The 20814-nt window shown below is 53.9% G+C and carries 24 protein-coding genes; 18 read left to right on the forward strand and 6 right to left on the reverse strand.

Translation table 11 applies throughout. From position 1 onward, the window contains the following. Positions 1–73 precede the first annotated feature (73 nt). Complete coding sequence (locus EMQ_RS14770; RefSeq protein ID WP_081470958.1) at positions 74–1084, forward strand: aldo/keto reductase; 1011 nt, start codon at positions 74–76, stop codon at positions 1082–1084. A 69-nt stretch (positions 1085–1153) separates the two neighbouring features. Beyond that, entirely contained in the window at positions 1154–3331 is a 2178-nt protein-coding gene (locus EMQ_RS14775; protein WP_231367910.1) for a beta-N-acetylhexosaminidase, read from the forward strand. Between the two features lie 88 nt (positions 3332–3419). Here EMQ_RS14775 and EMQ_RS14780 read toward each other — a convergent pair whose 3' ends face one another. Further along, complete coding sequence (locus tag EMQ_RS14780) at positions 3420–5315, reverse strand: superinfection immunity protein (RefSeq protein WP_010666965.1); 1896 nt, start codon at positions 5313–5315, stop codon at positions 3420–3422. Positions 5316–5384: 69 nt separating this feature from the next. Then, positions 5385–5684 carry a hypothetical protein gene (locus tag EMQ_RS14785; protein WP_132012084.1) on the reverse strand — a complete coding sequence of 100 codons (300 nt, stop codon included), beginning with the start codon at positions 5682–5684 and terminating at the stop codon, positions 5385–5387. 52 nt (positions 5685–5736) lie between these two features. Here EMQ_RS14785 and EMQ_RS14790 point away from each other — a divergent pair, with 52 nt between their 5' ends. From EMQ_RS14790 to EMQ_RS14800, 3 genes are all read left to right on the forward strand, one after another. Beyond that, complete coding sequence (locus tag EMQ_RS14790) at positions 5737–6939, forward strand: hypothetical protein (RefSeq protein WP_018307771.1); 1203 nt, start codon at positions 5737–5739, stop codon at positions 6937–6939. 525 nt (positions 6940–7464) lie between these two features. Next, positions 7465–7677 (forward strand): hypothetical protein, encoded by a 213-nt coding sequence (locus EMQ_RS14795; RefSeq protein WP_026199978.1) that lies wholly within the window; start codon positions 7465–7467, stop codon positions 7675–7677. Positions 7678–7977: 300 nt separating this feature from the next. Next, positions 7978–9186: a tyrosine-type recombinase/integrase gene (locus tag EMQ_RS14800; RefSeq protein ID WP_026199977.1), complete on the forward strand. Its 1209-nt coding sequence runs from the start codon at positions 7978–7980 to the stop codon at positions 9184–9186. Between the two features lie 112 nt (positions 9187–9298). Here the strand turns inward: EMQ_RS14800 and EMQ_RS14805 are convergent, their stop codons facing one another. The 4 genes from EMQ_RS14805 to EMQ_RS14820 form a co-directional block, all read right to left on the reverse strand. After that, entirely contained in the window at positions 9299–10348 is a 1050-nt protein-coding gene (locus EMQ_RS14805) for a ParA family protein (protein WP_010666809.1), read from the reverse strand. Between the two features lie 311 nt (positions 10349–10659). Beyond that, positions 10660–11622, reverse strand: a complete 963-nt coding sequence (locus tag EMQ_RS14810; protein WP_018307769.1) for an HNH endonuclease — start codon at positions 11620–11622, stop codon at positions 10660–10662. Positions 11623–11752: 130 nt separating this feature from the next. Next, positions 11753–12166 carry a hypothetical protein gene (locus EMQ_RS14815; protein WP_155877611.1) on the reverse strand — a complete coding sequence of 138 codons (414 nt, stop codon included), beginning with the start codon at positions 12164–12166 and terminating at the stop codon, positions 11753–11755. Positions 12167–12386: 220 nt separating this feature from the next. After that, complete coding sequence (locus EMQ_RS14820; protein WP_231367909.1) at positions 12387–12815, reverse strand: helix-turn-helix transcriptional regulator; 429 nt, start codon at positions 12813–12815, stop codon at positions 12387–12389. Between the two features lie 99 nt (positions 12816–12914). On the opposite strand from EMQ_RS14820, the gene EMQ_RS14825 reads away from it, so the two are divergent. From EMQ_RS14825 to EMQ_RS14885, 13 genes are all read left to right on the forward strand, one after another. Next, positions 12915–13085 (forward strand): hypothetical protein, encoded by a 171-nt coding sequence (locus tag EMQ_RS14825; RefSeq protein ID WP_018307766.1) that lies wholly within the window; start codon positions 12915–12917, stop codon positions 13083–13085. Next, positions 13082–13327, forward strand: coding sequence for a hypothetical protein (locus EMQ_RS14830; RefSeq protein ID WP_010668617.1), 246 nt, complete (start codon positions 13082–13084; stop codon positions 13325–13327). The genes EMQ_RS14825 and EMQ_RS14830 overlap by 4 nt, the downstream gene beginning before the upstream one ends. Continuing rightward, on the forward strand, positions 13327–13584 hold the full coding sequence (locus tag EMQ_RS14835; RefSeq protein WP_010668618.1) for a hypothetical protein: 258 nt from the start codon (positions 13327–13329) through the stop codon (positions 13582–13584). Before EMQ_RS14830 ends, EMQ_RS14835 begins: the two co-directional genes overlap by 1 nt. Continuing rightward, positions 13581–13895 carry a hypothetical protein gene (locus EMQ_RS14840; RefSeq protein WP_018307765.1) on the forward strand — a complete coding sequence of 105 codons (315 nt, stop codon included), beginning with the start codon at positions 13581–13583 and terminating at the stop codon, positions 13893–13895. Before EMQ_RS14835 ends, EMQ_RS14840 begins: the two co-directional genes overlap by 4 nt. 321 nt (positions 13896–14216) lie before the next feature. Further along, a complete protein-coding gene (locus EMQ_RS17425) occupies positions 14217–14414 on the forward strand; it encodes a helix-turn-helix domain-containing protein (protein WP_081470950.1) in 198 nt (65 codons plus the stop codon). Positions 14415–14552: 138 nt separating this feature from the next. Next, on the forward strand, positions 14553–15452 hold the full coding sequence (locus EMQ_RS14850; RefSeq protein ID WP_018307763.1) for a hypothetical protein: 900 nt from the start codon (positions 14553–14555) through the stop codon (positions 15450–15452). Further along, complete coding sequence (locus EMQ_RS17275; protein WP_231367908.1) at positions 15453–17642, forward strand: phage/plasmid primase, P4 family; 2190 nt, start codon at positions 15453–15455, stop codon at positions 17640–17642. A gap of 69 nt (positions 17643–17711) precedes the next feature. Continuing rightward, positions 17712–17975 (forward strand): hypothetical protein, encoded by a 264-nt coding sequence (locus EMQ_RS14860; protein WP_231367907.1) that lies wholly within the window; start codon positions 17712–17714, stop codon positions 17973–17975. 564 nt (positions 17976–18539) lie between these two features. Continuing rightward, positions 18540–18719, forward strand: a complete 180-nt coding sequence (locus EMQ_RS14865) for a helix-turn-helix transcriptional regulator (RefSeq protein WP_010668889.1) — start codon at positions 18540–18542, stop codon at positions 18717–18719. After that, entirely contained in the window at positions 18716–18934 is a 219-nt protein-coding gene (locus EMQ_RS14870; RefSeq protein ID WP_010668888.1) for a hypothetical protein, read from the forward strand. The genes EMQ_RS14865 and EMQ_RS14870 overlap by 4 nt, the downstream gene beginning before the upstream one ends. Next, a complete protein-coding gene (locus EMQ_RS14875) occupies positions 18934–19449 on the forward strand; it encodes a hypothetical protein (RefSeq protein WP_010668887.1) in 516 nt (171 codons plus the stop codon). Before EMQ_RS14870 ends, EMQ_RS14875 begins: the two co-directional genes overlap by 1 nt. Continuing rightward, complete coding sequence (locus EMQ_RS14880) at positions 19413–20042, forward strand: hypothetical protein (RefSeq protein ID WP_231367906.1); 630 nt, start codon at positions 19413–19415, stop codon at positions 20040–20042. The genes EMQ_RS14875 and EMQ_RS14880 overlap by 37 nt, the downstream gene beginning before the upstream one ends. Next, positions 20035–20808 carry a terminase large subunit domain-containing protein gene (locus EMQ_RS14885; RefSeq protein ID WP_018307761.1) on the forward strand — a complete coding sequence of 258 codons (774 nt, stop codon included), beginning with the start codon at positions 20035–20037 and terminating at the stop codon, positions 20806–20808. Before EMQ_RS14880 ends, EMQ_RS14885 begins: the two co-directional genes overlap by 8 nt. The last annotated feature ends 6 nt before the right edge of the window (positions 20809–20814 follow it).

Genomic DNA, 20814 nt, shown 5'->3' on the forward strand with positions numbered 1-20814 from the left:
CAGTCTCAGGACTGCCCGTTTTTATTTGCAGCCTGAAAAGACGTTCGTTCAGACAAGAGAAAGATCGCCCGCTATGAAATTACGACGACTTGGCAGGAATGGTCCTGAAGTTTCCGAGATCGGGCTTGGTTGCATGAGCATGTCCGGCATGTATGGCCCTGCCGATCGGACTGAGAGTATCGCCACCATCCATGCCACACTGGACGCGGGTGTTACGCTGCTCGATACCGGTGACTTCTATGGCATGGGCCATAATGAGATGCTGATCGGGGAAGCACTCAAAGACGTCGCGCGCGACAGGTTCCTCGTCAGTGTCAAGTTTGGCGCTATGCGTGATCCGGCTGGAAACTGGGGCGCTTACGATGCCCGGCCCGCCGCCATGAAGAATTTTCTGGCCTATACGCTGCAACGGCTCGGTCTTGATCATATCGATATTTACCGTCCCGCCCGGCTTGATCCCGCAGTTCCTGTTGAAGAGACAATCGGTGCGATTGCGGACATGGTGCAGGCTGGTTATGTGCGGCACATCGGGCTTTCCGAAGTCGGATCGGAAACCATCCGGCGCGCGGCATCGGTCCATCCGATCTGTGATCTTCAGATAGAATATTCCCTGATTTCGCGTGGTATCGAGGACAGCATTCTTCCGACCTGCCGTGAACTCGGGATCGGTATTACAGCGTATGGCGTGCTTGCGCGTGGTCTGATCAGTGGGCACTGGCAGACGGCCAGAACGCCTGGTGATTTTCGCGTGCATAGCCCGCGCTTTCAGGAAGGTAATGTCGAGCAGAATCTGGCACTCGTTGAAACATTGCGCGAAATTGCAAAAGCCAGAAACACGACCGTCGCTCAGTTGGCCATCGCATGGGTCGCGGCACAGGGTGATGACATTGTGCCATTGATCGGCGCGCGCAGGCGAGACCGGCTTTCAGAAGCTCTTGGTGCTCTTGATCTCACACTGACACCAGCCGACCTTGCTGCCATTGAGCAGGCAGTTCCCAAAGGAGCCGCAGCGGGGGAGCGGTATGATCCAAAGCAGATGGCAGTGCTGGACAGCGAGAAGACGGTGTCAAGAAAAACCTCCTGAGATAACTTCATCAAACTTGAAGAGAGCTGTTTCGTAGGACAGGTCGACAGAAGGGTAGAAGAGCACATTATGACAAAAAGAAACCGGCTACGCGTAATCCTCTTTTTGGCAGGTGCTTCTTCTCTCTGCGTGCTGCCACACTCTTACGCGCAGGCAGCCAGTTCTTCTGACTTGATGCCGATCCCGTCCACCATTTCGTGGCAAGGAGACGAAGCGGAAACCTGTGATCAGATAAAGATCAGCTGGCACGGTGCACATAGTCCTATGCTGGAGCGGGCCAGCGAACGCCTGTTGCACTCCCTGCGCTTATCGTCACGCTCTGATAAAAAACAGACGACCTGCTCTCTGGAAATCCGTAGCAAGGATGATCCCGCTTATCTTGCAATCGGTGAGCGGGAAAATTATCAACTCACGATCCATCAGGGAAAAATCGCACTGAATGCAGAAGGTCCTTCGGGAGTGCTGCATGGGTTTGCAACGCTGGTCCAATTGGCGGGATCGACGCCAGATAGCGTGTCATTCCGTGATGTGACGATCAGCGACGCACCGCGCTTCCGTTGGCGGGGACTGATGATCGACGTAGCGCGGCATTTCATGTCTGTGCTCGCGCTCAAGCGTCAGATCGATGCAATGGAACTGACCAAGCTGAATGTGCTCCACCTTCATTTGAGTGATGGATCTGCTTTCCGTGTGGAAAGCCAGCTTTTCCCCCGGCTACAGACTGTCTCTTCACATGGACAGTATTATACGCAGGACGAGATCCGTGATCTTGTCGCATATGCCGCTGAACGGGGTACTCGCGTTGTGCCGGAGTTTGACGTGCCGGGTCACGCGCTGGCCGTGCTGGAAGCTTATCCGCTACTCGCAGCGCAACCGCTGCCTGCCGCCAATGCTGCTTGCACAGGTGGTTCGGCCTGTATCGCCGGTAGTAACGCCAACAATCCGGCTCTTGATCCAACCAAACCGGAAACGCTCGATTTTGTAGAAAAGCTTTTTGTGGAAATGATGCATCTCTTTCCGGATGCCTATTTCCATGCGGGTGGGGATGAAGTGGTCGCCTCTCAGTGGACCGGCAATCCGCAGATCGCCAGCTACATGAAAGCCCACAATTATCCTGATGCCGCAGCGCTTCAGGGAGAATTTACAGCGAAAATACAGGCTTTTCTGGCGGGGCAGGGAAAGACGATGATCGGATGGGATGAGGTGCTGTCTGCACCCGTTCCACAATCCGTTGTTGCCGATGTCTGGCGCTCTTCGAAATGGATCAGCGCAGCAACAGCCAAGATGCATCCGACTCTTGTCTCTTCCGGATATTATCTCGATCTTCTGAGACCTACGCGTGAGTATTATCAAATTGATCCCTATAATCTAATGGCGAGTGGCCTGTCAGGGGCGGAACTGGAACATGCCCGACAGATTCATTTCAGACTAGCGGATGCGTTTGCGCTTGACCCCAGCCTGCCGCCTCTGAGCGCCCGGCAAAAGCAGTATGTTCTGGGTGGTGAGGCAGTTCTGTGGACGGAAGCGGTTTCAGAACAGATGCTGAATCAGAGAGTCTGGCCCCGTGCTGCCGTGATTGCAGAGCGTCTGTGGTCGCCTGAAACTGTGACGGATGTTGCCGATATGGAACGCCGTTTGCCGCATATCGCCGCGCAGTTGAACAGGCTGGCTCTGACAACGACACAACAGGATCACGAACAGATGCTGTCACGGTATCCTACTGCCAGCAGGCATGCGCTGAATACGGTGTTGCAGGTGACCAGTCCAGTCAGAAACTACACGATCAACAGAATGATCAAGAAGGCGGGAGAAGGGCTTCTCACATGGCCGGTCGCTATGGCGGAGCCAGATTCTTTTCCGGCAATGCGGTTTAATCAACTTGCGGAAGCCTATGCGCACGGTGATCATTCGACCGCACCAGAATTGCGCCGCGATCTTGAACAATGGTCTGCCAACGATGGTCAGTTTGAAAAGACGATCGGAGGCGTTGCTGCGCTGGAAATGATACGTCCTGTCTCGCAACAACTGTCCGCATTGGCGCAAGCGGGTCTCGAAGCGCTTGATGGAACGATTGATACAGCCAGAAGAACGCAGATTGAAAAACTTCTGGCCCAGCAACAGGAGACATTCGCAGCGTCTTCGTGGCAATTGCTGTCTCCGCCTCTGCCTCAACCAGCGGGCGGTCTGCTGATTGATATCGTGCCGGGGATAAGAGCGCTGATCGACAGTGTATCGACTGTTCACTGACCCTGTTGTTGGATGTGTCTGAACACACTGTGTGGGGCCATGTGCAAAAGGATCAGGACCGCCGCGACCGGGCGGTCCTGCGGTGGCTTCAGTGCTGATTTCTTGCGGAATACTCTGTGTTCATACGTATAAATGTCAACGCCATGACCAGTGCTGTAATCCATCCCAGACCAGTCCAGCCGAAGAATAGATTAACGACAAAGACAGCGGGTTTCCGCACTGTGTCACGAATACAGGCAATCACGAACGGCACGAAATACAGCGCAATTCCGGCCGCTATAGCTAGCAGGGCTGTGATGCCTGACAGTCCAAACAGTTGGAACGTGCCTTTTGCAGACTGAACAGGCGCGGACGGAGCGACTTCCGGAGAAGGCGGAGCTGTCTTTTGCGATACTGCTTCAGCAGGTCTGGTGGTTTCCGCGACAGTAGCCGGTGTTCCCAGAAGCACGGCTGCGTCGGCGTCAGACAGGAAAGACGAAACGTCTGGACGACCGGTGTCGCGTTGCCATGCTGCAATGGCAGTCCGGGTGGATTCACCATACACACCGTCAGCGGTTGAGCCTGCCGGCAAGTATCCAAGCTTTATCAGGCGGCGTTGAAGAGCGATATGCTGGTCAATCGGTCGTTTTGACTCTTCCAGAGCGGGGCCGGACAGTTTTTTGCGATATTGCTCCGACAGGGCGTCCATGCCTGTTGCATAACAGCTGATGGCATTGGACGGCAGTGTCTGATCTGCCTCGCCCGGAACCGGAAGACCGCATTGCTGGTCAACAGTATTTTCAGCCAGAATGATTTCCTGCTTCAACGCACGCCAGCCAGCAGGACCGACGAGTTGTCGCAGGGCGTAATAGACCTGATCGAACTGAAGCTCGTGTTCAGCAGCCTGACTGTTTTCACACAACATGATGGCTACGCCGTTTTTCTGGGGCGGGGTACGACAGGAGAAGTCAGGACTGTAATGGTCTGCTGCCCTGATCGCGGCTTCTGCTTCCGGTGCTGTAGCCAGAGCCTGTTCCGATGTGATGTAATTGCCAGCGACCAGAAAACCGGCCAGCGCCTGCGGGAAAGGAAGGGGAGCCTGCTCATCGGCGGTGCATTCTGCTTCCAGCCGTCCTCCGAGAGCGCAGCGGGAAAGAGAAAACGCCGCGTCAATTTCATGATCGTAGCGCGGCAGCATGTAGGACCATCCCGCCTGGAACTGGCCCATATTGGCTTTGGTGGCGACATAATAGGCAAGAAAACCGTTGGGTTCGCTGCGATTTTGCTGAACCCAGAATCCTTCGTTTTCTTTGAGACTCTGTTCCAGATAGGGTCGGGACACGCTGTCCGTCGTGATGTCCGCAAGGCGGCCGTCGGTGTAGCGATAAATGATCGCCGGTGTGTAAGACCCCGCGTGGGACGCAAAGGTATAGAGAAAACTGCTGTCGCCGATGACAATTTCCTGAGCGCCATCCTTGTCAATATCGGCAAAAAACGGCCGATCTTCTCCGGAGAGTTCAGAGGTCCGTGTCGCACTCCACGTACCGTTTTTCGTCATCCCGACAACGGATGTCAGGGCGCAGCAGTGAGCGCCTCCAGTGTAGACCGAAACAACGGCCTGAGGGAGCGGGGAGGCGGCATCCAGATGGCGCAGATCAAGCTGAAGGTCACGGACATCGCTGCCGTCCCGACTGTAGGGGGTCAGCAATGTGGTGAAGGCCGGTCGATCCGGATGGGTGCTGTCTTTCAGGGTGAGCACAGCCATGCGACAGGCCCCTGAAACCAGTGCATCATTACCACTCAGAAGGGTGGGAGCGCTGCAATCAGGTTTCTCCACCAGATCGACGGAGGCATCCAGTCCGCCGTTAGACAGAGCGATATGTTCGTGCTCGTCAATCGCCGCGTGAGCAAGCGGAGGTGCGCTTTCCCGAGCCTGTGCGGTAACGGCTCCCGCCGACAGACCGCACACCATAGCCAAAAGACTTTTCTTAATCAGGCGTTTCATTGAAGCCTGTTCCCTTCAGTTTGCAGAGAGCTTAGGCGCAGGCTTCAGTGATTTGAAGCTATCAATCCACTAATCTGTGGGGAAGAGCGACGGCGTGACGAATACTGTCGGGAAATACGAGGATGAGCGTTCACCCATTGAGCTGACAGATAACACATCACTGTTTGAGCGCTGACGGGTGCGATGAGGCGTGATCGAGAAAGTGCTGTTTTCGGGCAGGCGCTGCGCACTTTCCGGCATGGTTTCTGTCATTGCCGTAGTGGGACATGGTAACGGCCTCTTCATCAAAATGACATACCAAGCAGGATTGTCTCTTTCGTAAGGCACATGCCATGCTTCATTTTGCACAATTGTAGTTCCACACATCATGAAAAACATCCTGCTTTATGTGGAGCCAGCGTGCTTCAGAAATGATCCACAGATGCTCAGCGTGTGGGTCAGCTGGGTCGCGCAATTTGTCAGAATGGAAAACGCTGCGGGTGGTGGTCGGTTTAACTTCGCCATAGCGACCAGCCCGTGGCTCTGTGATTTCTTTCGCGGAACCGGACCCGAAACAGCAACGCTGCAGATCGAAGTCAGTCCCCGGCGTGTGCTTGAGGCTTTCGAAGGTGACCGATACCGCTATGTAAGAGATCTGTATGCTCCGGCATCCACTCCGCCTGTTAATCAGGCCCTTGTGGATGTTTTTGAAGAAATTCGTGAGAGCTTCAATCCGGATCTGATCCTGAGCTATGCACAGAACCGTTATATCGAGACTGTATTTCACGACAAACGCCATGTGTTCAGTGAAATGGCTCCTCTGCCGCGCATAACCGGTCAATCAGCCTTTTTCTTTGATCCGAGTGGGCATCAGACCGCCAATCTTCTGCGTAAAGAGGCTTCGCGTCTGCAAAATATCATTCTGCCGAAAGCAGACGCTGATGAGGTTCTCGCGCTCTGGCAGCATAATGTTCGTGATCGCTGCGTTGAGGCAGCCAAAACGCGCGGGCTGGATCAGTGGTTGGCCGGTATCAGGGAAGAGGGACGTCCTGTCGCACTTCTGGCCTTCCAGCCTCCCGACTGGCTGACTTATGAAGGCGCCTATGAAACCATCCCGCTTGATGCGCTTCTCATGCGGTGGCTCTCCGATCTTCCCTCTGAGTGGCTGGCAGTAGCAACCTATCATCCGCTTTGGCGGCTACCTCCGGAAATGGAAGCCGCGATTGCCCGTGAATTTCCGAATTTTCGACCTATCCCGGAAGATTTAAGTGTGGGCGTATCAGAGCCTCTTCTGCCTTTTGTAGAAGCGGTTCTCACAATCTCATCTTCTGTCGGGATGATGGGCCTGCTTGATGGCAAGTGCGTCCTGACTTATGGACGTTCGATGCTGGATGGTCTGTCGGCCCGCTCTCCGGACGAACTTTCCACCACTCCGTCCTTGACGTCCATGCAGAGGGCCGCAGTGATGGCTTTTCTTTCCAATGGATACTGTCACGACGTCCACGACTGTCTCGACCGTCATGGTTACATGGGAGATTTGTGGAGCCGGATCATAAACAGCAAAGATCCTGGTAGCGATTATTTCGATTTCAGTCGATGGTCTCCAAAGATATTCGGAAAACTGCTTGGTGCTGTCGCTACTTAGTGTCCGGTTCTGTAGGTGTGTAACTGCGTTACGCTTTTCTATTTGTCATTCAGGGCGGCGGATAAGCACCTTTCTTCGAGTCATGATATCCATGGTTTGGAAGAATGGTTGAAGAGGGCTGTCTAATTGTCGATGCGATTTATCTCGCTATCGCAGAGGTATGATTTTTATGAGTGTTTGTACACCGCGCTCATGACAATGAATGCATGGTCATAACAAGCTTTCTCATCCGTTCTTCACCAGCGCAGGATGCGTCCTTTCAAACAGGTGCGTTAACAGGTTCACTGAACGCTCCCTTAGCGGCTTAACCACGAAGAATCATACCATTCTTTGCTGTCAGCGATGAGGCTATGGCCTTCTGACTGATGTTAGGCCGTGAAAAGCGGGCTTTCTATTGAGTGCAACTGGCAACAGCCCCGTAATATGAAGCCAAGACATAGCCTGATGCGTCATATCATTGGCGTGTTGCGCTAAACATGTTCTGGTTTGATGTTCCGGAAAGTTGTTTTCACTCAGGAGGAGCTTGTGAAACAGCACAAAGTGATGATCGGAGAGAAGGTTCTCTATCAAGCCGCGCAGTTATCACATGCAGAGAATTTTGCTGCAGCAAGACGGGCAGAGGGAATCGACTGTCATGTGGCGCCAGATACGACGAAGAAAGTCAGGAAAGTCAGGATCAATCCACTGACAGGTAAGCCTCGGCGGAATGGAAAAAATCATCCTGCTCAAGACACGTAGGAAAAATTGAGGGATTGAAAATATCACTTCAGGCGGGGAAGCGGCATTCTGCATGTTTGTCCGTAGCGAAACGACACACAGAACAAGCAGCCAAGAGAACGGTGCAGTCACCTGATTTTATGGAGAAGTAACAAATGGTTCCCGAAGTAGGAAGGAAACCCACGTCTCAGGCGGTATCCAGAAGCGTCAAGAATCGTTATAAAATACAGTAAGTTGTCATATTTCTTATCTCTGTACTTCTCACGGCGACTCTGCTAAACGCATGTTTTAAGAGGGGCATTATGAGGGGCGAAGAAGGTTATGAGTCGGCTCGCACCGAATCGTTTAACGGCCAGACAAGTAGCAACTCACAAAGATGGCGATTTGTGCGATGGTGGCAATCTCTGGCTGGTCGTTCGTGGAGCATCACGGATATGGACCTTCCGCTATAAAAGCCCTGTCACCGACAAACGCAGGGAGATGAGCCTCGGGTCTGGCTATGACATATCTCTGGCCGAGGCCCGTATGCTCGCGTCCGACGCCCGACGCCAGCTTAACCAGAAGGTTGATCCTTTGGAGCAACGTCGGAGCGAAGATGCTGTCAGAAGGCGGGAAGCAGGAATTCCGTTCCGTGATGTGGCAGAGCGATACATCTCCGACCAAGCGGCCGGCTGGCGCGATCCACTGCGCCCGAAGAACTGGCGCCGATCGTTGGAACTGCATGCCTATGATCTGATTGGCGACAAGCCTGTCGCCCAGATCGAGACCGACGATATCCTTTCCATTCTGCGCCCGATCTGGGTGGAGAAGACGGAAACGGCAGACAAGCTGCGTGGCCGGATGGAGCGCATCCTCGACTACGCCCGGACCCATGGCTGGCGGGTAGGCGAGAACCCGGCGCGCTGGAAAGGCCACATTTCCGCGATTCTCCCCAAACCCTCAAATGTTTCCAAGGTGGAGCACCACAAGGCCATCGATCGCAAAGATATTGGGCGTGTGATGGCCGCTCTGGCCGAATCTCAGGGGATGGCCGCCAAGGCCGTACGCTTCACCTGTCTAACCGCCGCCCGGTCTGGAGAAGTCCGCAACGCAACATGGTCAGAGATCGACCTAAAGACTCGCGTGTGGACGATCCCGGCGCATCGGATGAAGATGGGGAGGGAGCACCGTGTTCCGCTGTCTGACGGCGCTGTGGCCGTCCTGCAGGAAGTCATGCTTCTGCGGGATGAGCGCGCCGGTGATCTGGTGTTTCCCGGTCAGAAACGGGGCAAGCCGCTGTCAGATGTGGCTCTGTCCAAGGCGCTTCACATTGCAGCAGGCACGAAAGACGTCACCGTGCATGGCCTGCGGTCCACGTTCCGCGACTGGGCGGCTGAAGACACCGATTATCCCAGCGAAGTGGCTGAGATGGCGCTGGCGCACGCCATCAGCAACAAGGTCGAGGCCGCTTATCGACGAGGGGATCTGTTCGATAAGCGGCGGGAGATGATGGTTAATTGGTATGTAGCTACTAATGAATCTGCTGCCTAAAGATCACTTCAAGCCTGATTGGATTGGCATGCGGTAGTATCGGATGAGCCAAATTACACAACAGATCTGCGAAAGCGGCTTATCTTAGCCGCTCTCTACTAGACCAGATGATTTAGGGATCTATCTTTTCCACGAGCTTATCAACTGCTGTGAGACCCGCATTGATCTGAGATCGATTTACCTTTACGTCCGGATCATTGTGAACGGAGTAATAATCCTGCCGCATCTTAGATAGTGGTGTCCCATGATGGGCGGCTACGACTCCAGCTGTATTGAAATCTCGCAACTCTCCTACATAGTCGGCAAGAAAACTCTCTCTATCGGACGGTCGTGGTGTTCTTGCGGAAAATCGTCCCGGATGCGCTTGGAATTCTGTCCAAATTTGTTCTGCTGTGGCGTCAGAGAAGGCAGAAAAAGCAGCTGCGGCACCTTTGTATTGAGTGAAGCGATTTCCTATCGCTAGATGAAATTTAGGGATAGGCAACGAGCGGCTGCTTGCCTTTGCAGCGAATGTATAATTACCAAAAAAAGGATGCGGGGGAGTGGTGCCATACAACAGTGCGAACAAAGCCTTTACTGCAACGCGAGATGAATCATCCGCATTTACTGGGACCAACAGCCGTGTCGCACCGCATATTGCCAGTTCAGTATAGATTGCGAAAGATGGGTTTGTATCAATAAAAATTGTCCAATTGTCTTTCGATAGGCTCCTTAGAAGCCTAGAAAATATTTCATGTACCCACATCCAAGGATCCGCTAACCCAGGGAAGGGGGTTCTATTCGCCTCGTCGCCAATTGCTGATGCCATTATTTCTAGGTTTCCATCCCCAGACATCAAATATAAATTTTCCGGCATTTTGTCGTTTATCGAATCTACTTTCACATAGAAGTCGGACGCATCGGGAGTATGTCTCTTCAGAATAGCCTCACTGATGTAACCCACCACACTGTGGGGAGTAGTCTGTGAGCACAATCTTAGTAGTTGATTTTCTCCAGTTTGGCCCCCACCGAGAAGCATCATCGATGAATTCGCTTGAGGACAAAGATCAATCACCAAGACATTGCGGTCTGGGTGTTTTTCCGCGAAACGCGATGCCACATGGAAGGTGACTGTGCTTTTCCCAGTCCCCCCCTTATTGTTCCAAATTGCATAAGCTTCCACGAGCCTTCTCCTTTTCTTGTAAGCGTTTTGTAAGTTTTATTGATATTACATCGATTTACTCAACGTAACCCCAGAATGTGCACCGTGCTCCGAGACAAACCTCGCACTAGCGGCATATGCATCCGGTTATATGCCCCGGATATGATCTTCGCCTGCACCTCCCAAGCCAGCCACATGGATGCAGGTAATTCCGCCCCCCTCCCGTTCCTGCAAAGAAGCCTACCAGCACCAACGGTGCAATGGTGTATGAAGAGCTGTCTTTTGTGGGGTAGCGATCACGCCAGATGCTTCGAAGAGTGTTAGCTTCCATCTCAGCCGGGAATAAAGACGTTCGCAAAGTGGTAAGCGAGGTATTCTTGCTGACGTTCCGTGAAGGGGGCGCCCCTTACTGGCATTTCGTCGACGCAGCCAAGAAACATCAGTTGTGTGCAATCAACGACCGGAGAGACTTTGACACGGCCGTTGTTCGTAAAGGTGATGTAGCCGTGATCAAAAAGATGATCGATGTTAGGACTGAGAAGAAAGCCGTTGTGCCCGTCTAGGCGTTCATTTCCTGTTTCGCAGGCCCGCCATGGCTTGATATGGCTCGCTTTAAGATGACGTTTGTCTGTGACCTGGCTCACTCGACAGCCTGTCTCGATCTCTTCAACGTTCAATCGAAAACGCCCTTGCCCACGTCGCGACTGTACCTGTGCCAAACGCTCTGTGTCATTGAGATTAACATCGTTGTTAATACTTTGAGCAATTGCATCGTCTAGCGTGCGTAAGGCGCCGTCATCGTCATCCATCCCTTGGGAGAGGGCTAGCACGTCTCGCGACCAGGCAGGCATCTGATAAGACAAAAGGCGCTGTCCGAGCTCCTCGGAGATACCAGCAAGATATGCACCTTGGTTACCGTTGCCGCTTTCCGGAGATATGGGTGAATATTTTTCCGGTAGCAGAGGCGCTAAGTCTCTAATGTGACTTTTGGGGGAGAATGCATGCGGAAGAGCATGCCATTTGACCGGGATCATCCATCCGTCGTGATGCCATTGGGCGCCTGCCACACCAAATTCGCCAGGTTTGGGTGCTGTGACCGCTGGGTGTGTAGCGATGCCGATTTGTTGAATGAGACCTTTGGCGTAGGAAAACACAATATCGCCGGGAAGTACCTGTCGCATGTTATCGTAAAAATGGTTGCGGTGGCCGTCTGCTCGCCGCTTGGGCGACCAAATATAGCCGCCTCCTATTTCCTGATCGTATGTCTGCTTATGATTGACCCACCAGTATCTCATAGAGCAGCCTTTTTGTTTTTCCTCAGCCTCAGCCGATGATGGTGGTGACAATGTGACATAAAGGGCAACCCAATCCCCGCTATGCAGAGATTCTTGACCTAGAGACTGAAAGCTAATGCGACGCAGATTTTCACAAATGCACGTTTATATAGTAATGCACCTCCGAGGAATGGTTTTTAATCTTTCCCTCTAAAGACGAGTGTGCTGTCGGAAAAGAATGAAGCGCAAGATGAAATGCTGCGGCAAAAAATGGTGCGAATACTAAAAATAGTAAGCTAGCGGTAATCCAACTGTCTATCTGATTTAATGTATTTTTATTTATAAAAATCTGGTTTTTATAAGTTTCTATAACATTGGCTAAAAAATTTTCTTTCGGTAGTTCCTTAAGTTTTTCTAAATCTAGAGATTCTTTATCTTCTCTCATCCATTTGCGCGGGCTAATTGAATATAGTGCGCATAAGACTGAAAGCATTTCCGCAGTTACCAACACCCAACCAGCGGTTTCATATCCCGTATAGTGAGCAACAGCCACCGACGTGGCCATTATCGGAATAATCCATCCTATGATTGAGCAAGCACGATTTTGACTGCTTATCCACTCCTGATGCTGAGAATCCAATTGGATTTCAGCTAGTCGAATGATCTCTTGCATCTTCCAATGACTAAAATCGTTCGAATATTCGTCAGGCTGCCTTTTCATCGGATTCGCAGTAATTTTTGTTGAAAAATTCTATGCCACAACGGCAAGGAAGTGACTAAATTTCTCATGTTCCTTTTCCCTTTTTAGGCTGCGGCGCAGGAGCGGTTGGTGCTTTTAGACTGGCGCCGTCCCGGGCACTAAATCTCGCCTCCAGAATGCCAGATTCCTCGATTTTTTTCTGTTTTTCTAATTCACGCTGTCTCGTTGCTTGAGCGGTGGCCCCCAACAGGCGGACGCCAGGCGCATCACCATTTGTGAACTCCACCCCAGCGGCTTCTAGGGCAGCGCGGATAGCTGCGAGGTTATTGGGATGGGGAGTGCGGGCTCCCCGTTCAAAATCCTTGATCGTAGGTCGTGATACTCCGGCTGCTTCCGCCAGCCTGTCCTGATTCCATTCGAGCATTGCCCTTGCTCCTCGGCACTGAGCAGGACTCAAATCAGGTTCTGCCACAGGTTTTCCTTTTTGGTTGACTTCTGCGAAAATATAATTCATTTTGGCAAAGGTTGCTCTGAAAAGCAACTGTTTTCGGCTGAAGTAGGGAGGTGAGAGTCCCGCCTTCAGCCTAACCACAACCGAAGCGGAGTTTCGGACATGGCTGAAAACGGCCTTAGCACACCCGTGTCAAAGCGGGCAGAGGAAACATGCGCCAACATTCTGGCGGCTGTCCTCGTTTCATTCCTCATCGCGCTGTCTGTTGTAGGGCTTGCGTCCTGCGATCCCGTCACGACGGGCCACGCCTATGCCGTGGAGGCTGTGCGATGAACCCGCAGGAAATCGCCAAAGATAACATCACGCCTCTGGCCAAAGAAAAACGCGACGAGATCCACACGGCATCCATCGCCATCGCACACCTTGCTTCGCTGGCTCGCTGGGCTGGTCGTGGCCTGATCCACGCGCCGGAGTGTGACCTCAGCAATTCGACCCGATGTGAAGCTGGGGAGGCCCTTCTCTTTCTCGGTGAGGAAATCGAGCGCCGTTGCGCCGTGATCGATGAGGCTCTGTGATGAAAAAGGCAGAACCCCAAACCACCGCAGACCTGACGCCGGACGAGCGCGAGATCGTCATGCAGATGCGGTGTCCGACCTGTCTCCTAGATGACTTTCAGCAAATGGCGGATCTGTTTGTTCAGATCACCAGAGCTGATCCCGGAGACAATCCGCCTGAGATTACGGAACGGCACGCCATGAACTGGCTGGCGAACAGGATGGCCGAGCGCGCCACGTGGATGAGTGAAGCAATGGGCAAGGAGAAAGCAGCATGACCCCTGCAGAACGCACCGCTCGCAGGCTGCTCGCGCTCGATAAGGCGCGCGACCGCCAAGCGAACAAAGCCAACGCCGACATATCGCAACCGGTCCGCGCTCTTATCTGGAACCAGATCGACCGGATCACCCGTGTCATGCGGAGAGAACGCAGAAAGCTGGCGGCAACCTCGGCGCGCGGGGCGAAAGACATGCAGCACAAGGCGCGGATCGCGTTGGACTGGCTGGACCCGTCCGACGATGACGACGCCCTGATGGTCAGCCTGTGCCGGGATGTGTTGGCGATGAAAGGAGATCAAAATGAAACCTAATCCAATAGTAATTATGTCTTGCGACGCACTGAGACAGCACGAGACAAAATTGATGCCAACGCGGGTAATTTTTGGAAAAAGCTTTTGCATGCCGGTGCTTCTATCTGTATTTAGACACATCAGAGCATTTAGTATGAAATGCTTATCGGTATTCCAGCCTGCCCTTGGGCTGATGCTTGCAAGGCGAGTGGCGCTAACGCTTGGAATACTGGATTGGCTGCCTGACAGATCCTTATGGATCTGGTCTGATGACCAAGGCGATGCCCGCGCAGATGCGTGGAGGCCGAGAAGAGAAATAAAACTCTTTTGGGGGCATCGGAAATGAATCAAAACACACCAGTTAGTTTTGCCTTGCGTCTCAACGATGCGTGTAAATTTGCGGCAGTGAGTCGGGCGACAATGTATCGACTAATCAAGAGTCAGAAAATCGAAGCTGTAAAAGTAGGTTCATCAACTTTGATTCTTCGTGAATCATTGGTGAACTGGCTGCAAAATCTTCCAAGACTCAATGCTTCTTAAAACCAGAAACGCCGCCTGCGGGGACAGGACGACGATCTGAAAAACCAGCATCAAGAGGCAACCAATACCCTCCTGATAGCGAATTTCAGGTCAGTCTGTCCATAGAAAACTCGTAGCGCGTGCCATGGAGTACGCAAAATGAACCCTGAAAAACGGGAACGGTCGAACTTTGCCGAAAGGCCGGGTAATTCGAACCTCTCCGTGAAACTTCCTGTGCCATCAGTGAAGTCTGGCAAGGATGCACCCGAGGGGGTTGTCGATGATGGTGTGATCGACTGGAGCCTTGTGCTTCGTTTCTGGGTGCAGCCTATGGTCGATGAGCACGAGCAGCGCGTCTATGCGCCCTGTGCGGTCTTTCTCGACAATACATGGGTGCGCGTCGGCTCGGTGGGGAGCTTGAGATGTGTCCGGATTGTTTGCCAGAGAATGGCGGCAATCCACGATAAGGGTGTCAGTGATGAAACGCTGCCCGCCATACCGGGGGCGCTCAATCCGAATGACATGATTGTGGATGTATTCCCGTCCGATCTCGCAGATTGCCTGCCGGGTGATCCGTGGTGGTGGGATGAGCGGCATAAGACCTTCAAGCTCAATCTGGCGGCGCTTGGCTCTGATCTCGCTCTTGGTCTGCTTGAAAGAGACCTGACCGAAGCGGGCAAGATCGAACTGCTCGACGTGGCATTGGAATATATCGAAACGCTTTTTCGGAGCTGCGACACGATCCAGCCGCATCTGGCCAGAAGCTATCTCGAAAAGACCCGACAGGCTGCACTGATCTGGATCCGTGAGACGTCGTTTCCGACGGATGGGCTGGAGACACCCGAGGACGATGGCCGGATGCTGGTCGATGAGATCAGGCGTGATGGCGTCACTGCCGACGAAGCCTTGATCCTTCTGCAGAAGCAGATCGAGGCGCTCTATCAAGACCCGTGCTGGCCGTATGGACGTTTGGTCAAAGGCCAAGAGGACAGGGCTCTCAGGGCTTACAACGCTGGCGCTGACCGCATCATCTATTTCACGCAGAAGGAGCTCGGTTGAGTGAGTTTATCTTCTGTAACGCCGTTTAAAGCCTGTGCAGCTGCTATCGCGCGCGCGGTGCTTGGTGAGCCGAACCGGCAGTATTCCACACGGTCACAAATGCGCTTTGGATCTCGCGGGAGCTTATCCGTAGAGATCGCTGGCGAGAAGGCAGGCACCTGGTTTGATCATGAGGCCAATATCGGTGGCGGGATGCTGGATCTGGTTCAGCGTGAACGCCATCTCGATAAAGCAGAGGCTCTTCAGTTCTGTCAGAACGTAGGTGTGAGTCTTAATAAGTCAGAGGCCCGTGCATCCATCTCGCGTCGTATCGTCGCTACTTACGACTACAGAGATGAGAAGGGCGCACTTCTCTATCAGGTGCTCCGTTACGAGCCGAAGGATTTTCGTCAACGTCGCGCAGATGGTGCATGGAGTCTGGGAGATGTGCGGCGGGTTCTATACCGCTTGCCCGAGATTATTACGAAAAAGGATGAGCTTGTCTTCGTTGTCGAGGGCGAGAAAGATGTGGATGCTCTGTTTAACATCGGCCTGCTCGCGACCTGCAACGCCGGAGGAGCAGCCAAGTCTGGGCAAAAGAGTAAGTGGCGTAATGATTATACACACTCCTTGAAAGGCCGTGATGTTGTCGTTCTGCCTGACAATGACGAGGCAGGAGAAGCGCATGCTACTTCCATCGCCAAAGCTCTTTCGGAAGTATCTTCATCTGTAAAAATCGTGCGATTGCCGGGGCTGCCTGCAAAAGGGGACGTGTCAGACTGGTTGCGGGCCGGAGGCACCAAAGATGGGTTGCTTGATCTGGTCAGTAATACCCAGAAAGTTGCAATGGTAGCCGCTCACGAAGGTGAAGTTATCGAGGTGGGATCGGAAGGGTTGCTCACCGAAGATGCTGTTGCGACCGAATTCGCCAATCGTTATGCCGGACGTCTAAAGTTCTGTCATTCCGTTGGTAAATGGTATGGTTGGGGCGGCACTCACTGGAAACAGGACAAGAAACATCGCGCCTATACCTTTGCACGTCGCATAGCTGGAGAGATCAGCGCAACAGCGGACCTCAAGGCCCGTGTCGCAGCAGGTAAGGCATCATTTTCCGGTGGGGTCGAGAAATTTGCACAGCGTGACGAGGTTTTTGCCGTCACGTCTGAAGAGTGGGATCGCGACCCATTCCTGTTGGCAACACCCGGGGGAACGATCGAACTGCGGACTGGGAAGATGCGCCCTGCCACTCCCGCCGACATGATCACCAAACGCACTGCCATCGCACCCGCATGTGATGATTGCCCATTGTGGAAGAGGTTTCTGAGTGAAGCGACCAATGGCGATGCGGATCTGATCGAATTCCTTCAGCGTTGGTGCGGATATTGCCTGGCCGGCGATACCCGGGAGCATGCGCTCATTTTCTGTTACGGCCCCGGCGGGAACGGCAAATCCGTGTTTCTGAATACCGTGGCGAAAATCATGGGTGATTACGCTGCCAATGCCGCGATGGATACATTCACCGCAGGTCATGGTGACAAGCATCCAACTGATCTGGCGATGTTGCGTGGAGCGCGATTAGTGACAGCTTCAGAGACGGAAGAAGGGCGTGCCTGGGCAGAAGCGAGGATCAAGCAGATGACGGGCGGCGATCCGATCACGGCCCGCTTCATGCGGCAGGACTTTTTTACTTTTCTGCCCGAGTTCAAGCTGACCATTGTAGGCAATCACAAGCCTGTCCTGAAGAATGTGGATGAAGCCGCACGGCGCAGGTTCAATATCGTACCGTTCATTCACAAGCCAAAGAACCCTGATCGGGAGCTTGAGCAGAAGCTGATCACTGAGTGGCCTGCTATCCTCCAGTGGATGATCGACGGATGCCTGAAATGGCAGGAAAATGGATTGCCCCGCCCGAAGGTCGTGCGTGAGGCAACAGACGAATATTTTGAGGCTCAGGACAGTTTCGGTCAGTGGCTCGCTGAACGGTGTGTTCTGGATCCTTGCCGCTCAAGCAAGCCTTCTGATCTTTTAAAGGATTTTCAGGAATGGTGCCACCAGAACGGTGAGCCTGAAGCCGACAATAAGCGGCTTCGTGGGATGCTGGAGCGTACAGAGGGTTTGAAATACGTTCGTAAACGGATCGGCAACGGAAATCCGGTGCAGCTTGTGCAGGGTATTACGTTGCTTCCCAAACGGCATGGGGATCAGGGGTGATGAAGGCCCTCTGTGTCAGGGTGTGATGGGGTCAATCTGTTAATCGGCCACGCGCGTGCGCGCGCATACATGCATGTAAGGGATAACCTTTCTACCCCCACACACCCTGACACATATGCTGAGGCGACTGTTCGTGCCATTTTGATGGAGCTTGATTGGTACGGTCTGAAGATCGAATTGCGGGCAGGGAATCTGGTGTTGATTGGCCAGTTGCCTGATGCTTATGAAGAGCTTCTGGTTCTTCTTCGTGCCTATCGTGAGGCAATTATCGAGGTGTTGAAAAGGTGGGAAAGGCATGAAAGCCAAACCCTTAACCCCTCAGAAATCGACTGAACACGCGGATACGCGCGCGCGCCGAAAACCCCCCGAGATGGTCAGCCGTCCGAAATTCGGACGCTTGGCCGGGAATCCGCTGTCACGAGGCGCTTCTCACATCTGAGCAACGGGCCTGATAGCGATACCGGAAAGTCGGTAGCGAGGTGGCTTCCCCATCGTGGGGCAAACCAATGGCCAGCCGAATACTTGCCGGACATTCCAGCCAGATCAGGGGAAAACAGAGGTTCGGTTTCTATGTGATGCTCCGAACTAAGGTCTAAAATCAGCAGAAAACAGGGAAAGTGTAAGGCGGAAAACAGTCTAACCCCTCTTTGTGTCCCTCTTTCTGTCACGCCAAACCACCAATCGAACCTTTGAAGCCCTTTTGCGATCAAATCGCACCTGAAATACAGTTTCGTGTATTATTGCAATAATTTGTGATATTTATCCGAATCGTCTCGACGTATCTCTACGTATCAGCACGTGTCTGTGTAGTAATTTGGTCATTGTTGAAGAATATATCTTTTCGTATTCTTTCATTGTATTCTGTTTTTCATGAATGCGCCCCCAGACACTTCTGCCATGCTGAATACGGAGACTGCAGCGCGCCGGATTGGCGTCAGTGCGATGACCCTTCGTCGAATGCTGAAGGAGGGCAAGGCTCCGCCGTCAATCGTACCGGGAAGGCGTAAGCGCCTCTGGCCTGAAGCGGCGCTGATCGAGTGGGTGCGTTCCCGAACAACAGAGGAGCGTAGCCAGTGAGCACGCTTGAACAACTGGCCACACAGGCCGGACTGAAAGACACAGCCCTCCTGAAATGCGCCCGCACGGACCTGCCGCCGGTGGGACAGATTGCGGATCTGAAACAGCGTTATCCCGCCGCATTTCTGGCCCCTTTCGATGCTCGGACCGCCACCAAGGCCGAATACGAAGCCCGCCTGAGAGAGATGGGATATCGGCGTCGGAGTCCGATGTAATGCAGGCTGCAACTGAGGAAAAGCCAATCAGCATTCTGGTCAGGGAGATGCTCGAGGCCCATTCCGCTGCCCGTAGTCGTAGCGGCGTGCCGTGGCAGAAGCTGGACGGGATGGTCATGCAGGCCCGTCAAGCGGCCAGACGATCCAACGACACCGGAGCCAATCTGAACAGTCCTGAAGATCGTCGTCAGAAGGAGCGCATCCGCCGCGAGGTGGAGCGTGTGACGCGGGAGTGCATCCGCTGGCGGGACATGCCGCATCAGGACATTGGCCGGGAAGCCGCGGCGGCTCTTGCACCCGCTTCGCAGCCTGCCGCCACACCGCAACAGACAGCCCAGCGTCTGCTCAACGACTTCTCCCAGCGCGGTATCCGCCTTGAGGTGGCGTCCAAAAGCCGCCTGAGTGTGCGCCCGGCCCATCTGCTGACCGACAACGACAAGGCCAACCTGAAGGCCCATCAGGAGGCTTTGGCAGCGGCATGGCTGGAGCAGAATCAGGTGTGGATCGTCGAGTGAAATCACCCGTCGAAAACGCCTCCGGAGCGTCGGACGAAATTACCGGCGAAATTGCCGTTTCAGCGACCGGCGCGACGAAAAGATCAGCCGCCAAAAGAGGGCGGCCGTGCAGCATCTGCACCCACCCTCTGGCAAGGGAGATCGACCGGGCGCTTATCAATCCGGATACTTCCTGTGCCTCGGTTGCGGAGGCGTTCCCCGGCGTCACGGCCCGCGCCCTTCAGAGACACTACACCGACCATCTGCTGCCCCGTCTCGAAAAGGCGACCGGACTGGCCTCTGAGGAGATCGAGCCGACCCTTGGCATTGTCGCCCAGCTTGAAGAACTGCGTGGTCGAGCCATGGCGCTCCTCGACCGGGCAGAGAAGGCGGGCAAGCTGAAGGATGCCATTGCCGCCATCCGTGAAGCCCGTGGCGTGCTGGACAGTCAGGCCCGCGTGACCGGCGAAGGCTCCCGTGCTGGTGTACAGATCAACATCGTCAATGCGCCCGGCTGGACGGTCGTGCAGGGGAGTATCCTCACGGCACTGATGCCTTTCCCCGATGCCCGTGCCGCCGTGGTGCAGGCGCTCGGACAGGTGATCGATGACTGATCTGGTGCAGGACATGGCCCGCGATATCCGGCACGGTCTCGACCCTGTGCTGTTCGCCCGTGAACGTCTGGGGTTTGATCCTGACCCATGGCAGGGCAGCGTTCTGAACTCGACCAGCAACCGGATCCTGCTCAACTGCACCCGGCAGTCGGGCAAAACCAGCACAACTGCCGTGCTGGGTCTTCATACGGGCATGTACCAGCCTAATTCCCTGATCCTGCTTTTCTCCAAGGCCCAGCGTCAGAGTTCAGAGCTGCTTGCCAAGATTTACGGCCACATCAACACGATGGAAGGACCGCCCCGGCTGGTGAAGGAAGCGGCGACTGAACTGAAGCTCGCCAATGGCTCCCGCATCGTCAGTCTGCCGGGTGACGGCGACAGCATCCGTGGTTATTCCGCCCCGAACCTGATCGTGGAAGATGAGGCCGCGTTCGTTCATGACAGCCTGTACGAAGCCTTCCTGCCGATGCTGGCGACCAGTAACGGGCGGCTGGTGCTGATGAGCACGCCCAACGGCAAGCGCGGCCATTTCTATCATACCTGGGCCGGTGGAGATCCGAAGTGGCAGCGGGAAAGCGTCACCGCCCTTCAGGTGCCACGAATCAGCGCTGACTACCTCGAAGACATGAAATCCGAATACGGGCCGCACAAGTTTGCTCAGGAGTTCATGTGCCGGTTTGTCGAGGCTGACGACCAGTTCTTTTCCGATGAGGCCATTGAGCGGGCGTTCTCCCGCGATGTGCCTCTGCTCGAACTCAATTTCTGAGGTCTC

Origin of the sequence: Acetobacter aceti NBRC 14818 (genome assembly GCF_000193495.2) — a bacterium.
GTDB classification, from domain to species: domain Bacteria; phylum Pseudomonadota; class Alphaproteobacteria; order Acetobacterales; family Acetobacteraceae; genus Acetobacter; species Acetobacter aceti.

Bases quoted from the DNA above. Each gene is read 5' to 3' on its own strand.
- EMQ_RS14770 (WP_081470958.1), top strand. From the start codon at position 74: ATGAAATTACGACGACTTGGCAGGAATGGTCCTGAAGTTTCCGAGATC.
- EMQ_RS14775 (WP_231367910.1), top strand. From the start codon at position 1,154: ATGACAAAAAGAAACCGGCTACGCGTAATCCTCTTTTTGGCAGGTGCT.
- EMQ_RS14780 (WP_010666965.1), bottom strand. From the start codon at position 5,315: ATGAAACGCCTGATTAAGAAAAGTCTTTTGGCTATGGTGTGCGGTCTG.
- EMQ_RS14785 (WP_132012084.1), bottom strand. From the start codon at position 5,684: ATGATGTGTGGAACTACAATTGTGCAAAATGAAGCATGGCATGTGCCT.
- EMQ_RS14790 (WP_018307771.1), top strand. From the start codon at position 5,737: ATGCTCAGCGTGTGGGTCAGCTGGGTCGCGCAATTTGTCAGAATGGAA.
- EMQ_RS14800 (WP_026199977.1), top strand. From the start codon at position 7,978: ATGAGTCGGCTCGCACCGAATCGTTTAACGGCCAGACAAGTAGCAACT.
- EMQ_RS14810 (WP_018307769.1), bottom strand. From the start codon at position 11,622: ATGAGATACTGGTGGGTCAATCATAAGCAGACATACGATCAGGAAATA.
- EMQ_RS14815 (WP_155877611.1), bottom strand. From the start codon at position 12,166: ATGGCCACGTCGGTGGCTGTTGCTCACTATACGGGATATGAAACCGCT.
- EMQ_RS14820 (WP_231367909.1), bottom strand. From the start codon at position 12,815: ATGAATTATATTTTCGCAGAAGTCAACCAAAAAGGAAAACCTGTGGCA.
- EMQ_RS14825 (WP_018307766.1), top strand. From the start codon at position 12,915: ATGGCTGAAAACGGCCTTAGCACACCCGTGTCAAAGCGGGCAGAGGAA.
- EMQ_RS14830 (WP_010668617.1), top strand. From the start codon at position 13,082: ATGAACCCGCAGGAAATCGCCAAAGATAACATCACGCCTCTGGCCAAA.
- EMQ_RS14835 (WP_010668618.1), top strand. From the start codon at position 13,327: ATGAAAAAGGCAGAACCCCAAACCACCGCAGACCTGACGCCGGACGAG.
- EMQ_RS14840 (WP_018307765.1), top strand. From the start codon at position 13,581: ATGACCCCTGCAGAACGCACCGCTCGCAGGCTGCTCGCGCTCGATAAG.
- EMQ_RS17425 (WP_081470950.1), top strand. From the start codon at position 14,217: ATGAATCAAAACACACCAGTTAGTTTTGCCTTGCGTCTCAACGATGCG.
- EMQ_RS14850 (WP_018307763.1), top strand. From the start codon at position 14,553: ATGAACCCTGAAAAACGGGAACGGTCGAACTTTGCCGAAAGGCCGGGT.
- EMQ_RS14860 (WP_231367907.1), top strand. From the start codon at position 17,712: ATGCATGTAAGGGATAACCTTTCTACCCCCACACACCCTGACACATAT.
- EMQ_RS14865 (WP_010668889.1), top strand. From the start codon at position 18,540: ATGCTGAATACGGAGACTGCAGCGCGCCGGATTGGCGTCAGTGCGATG.
- EMQ_RS14875 (WP_010668887.1), top strand. From the start codon at position 18,934: ATGCAGGCTGCAACTGAGGAAAAGCCAATCAGCATTCTGGTCAGGGAG.
- EMQ_RS14880 (WP_231367906.1), top strand. From the start codon at position 19,413: ATGGCTGGAGCAGAATCAGGTGTGGATCGTCGAGTGAAATCACCCGTC.
- EMQ_RS14885 (WP_018307761.1), top strand. From the start codon at position 20,035: ATGACTGATCTGGTGCAGGACATGGCCCGCGATATCCGGCACGGTCTC.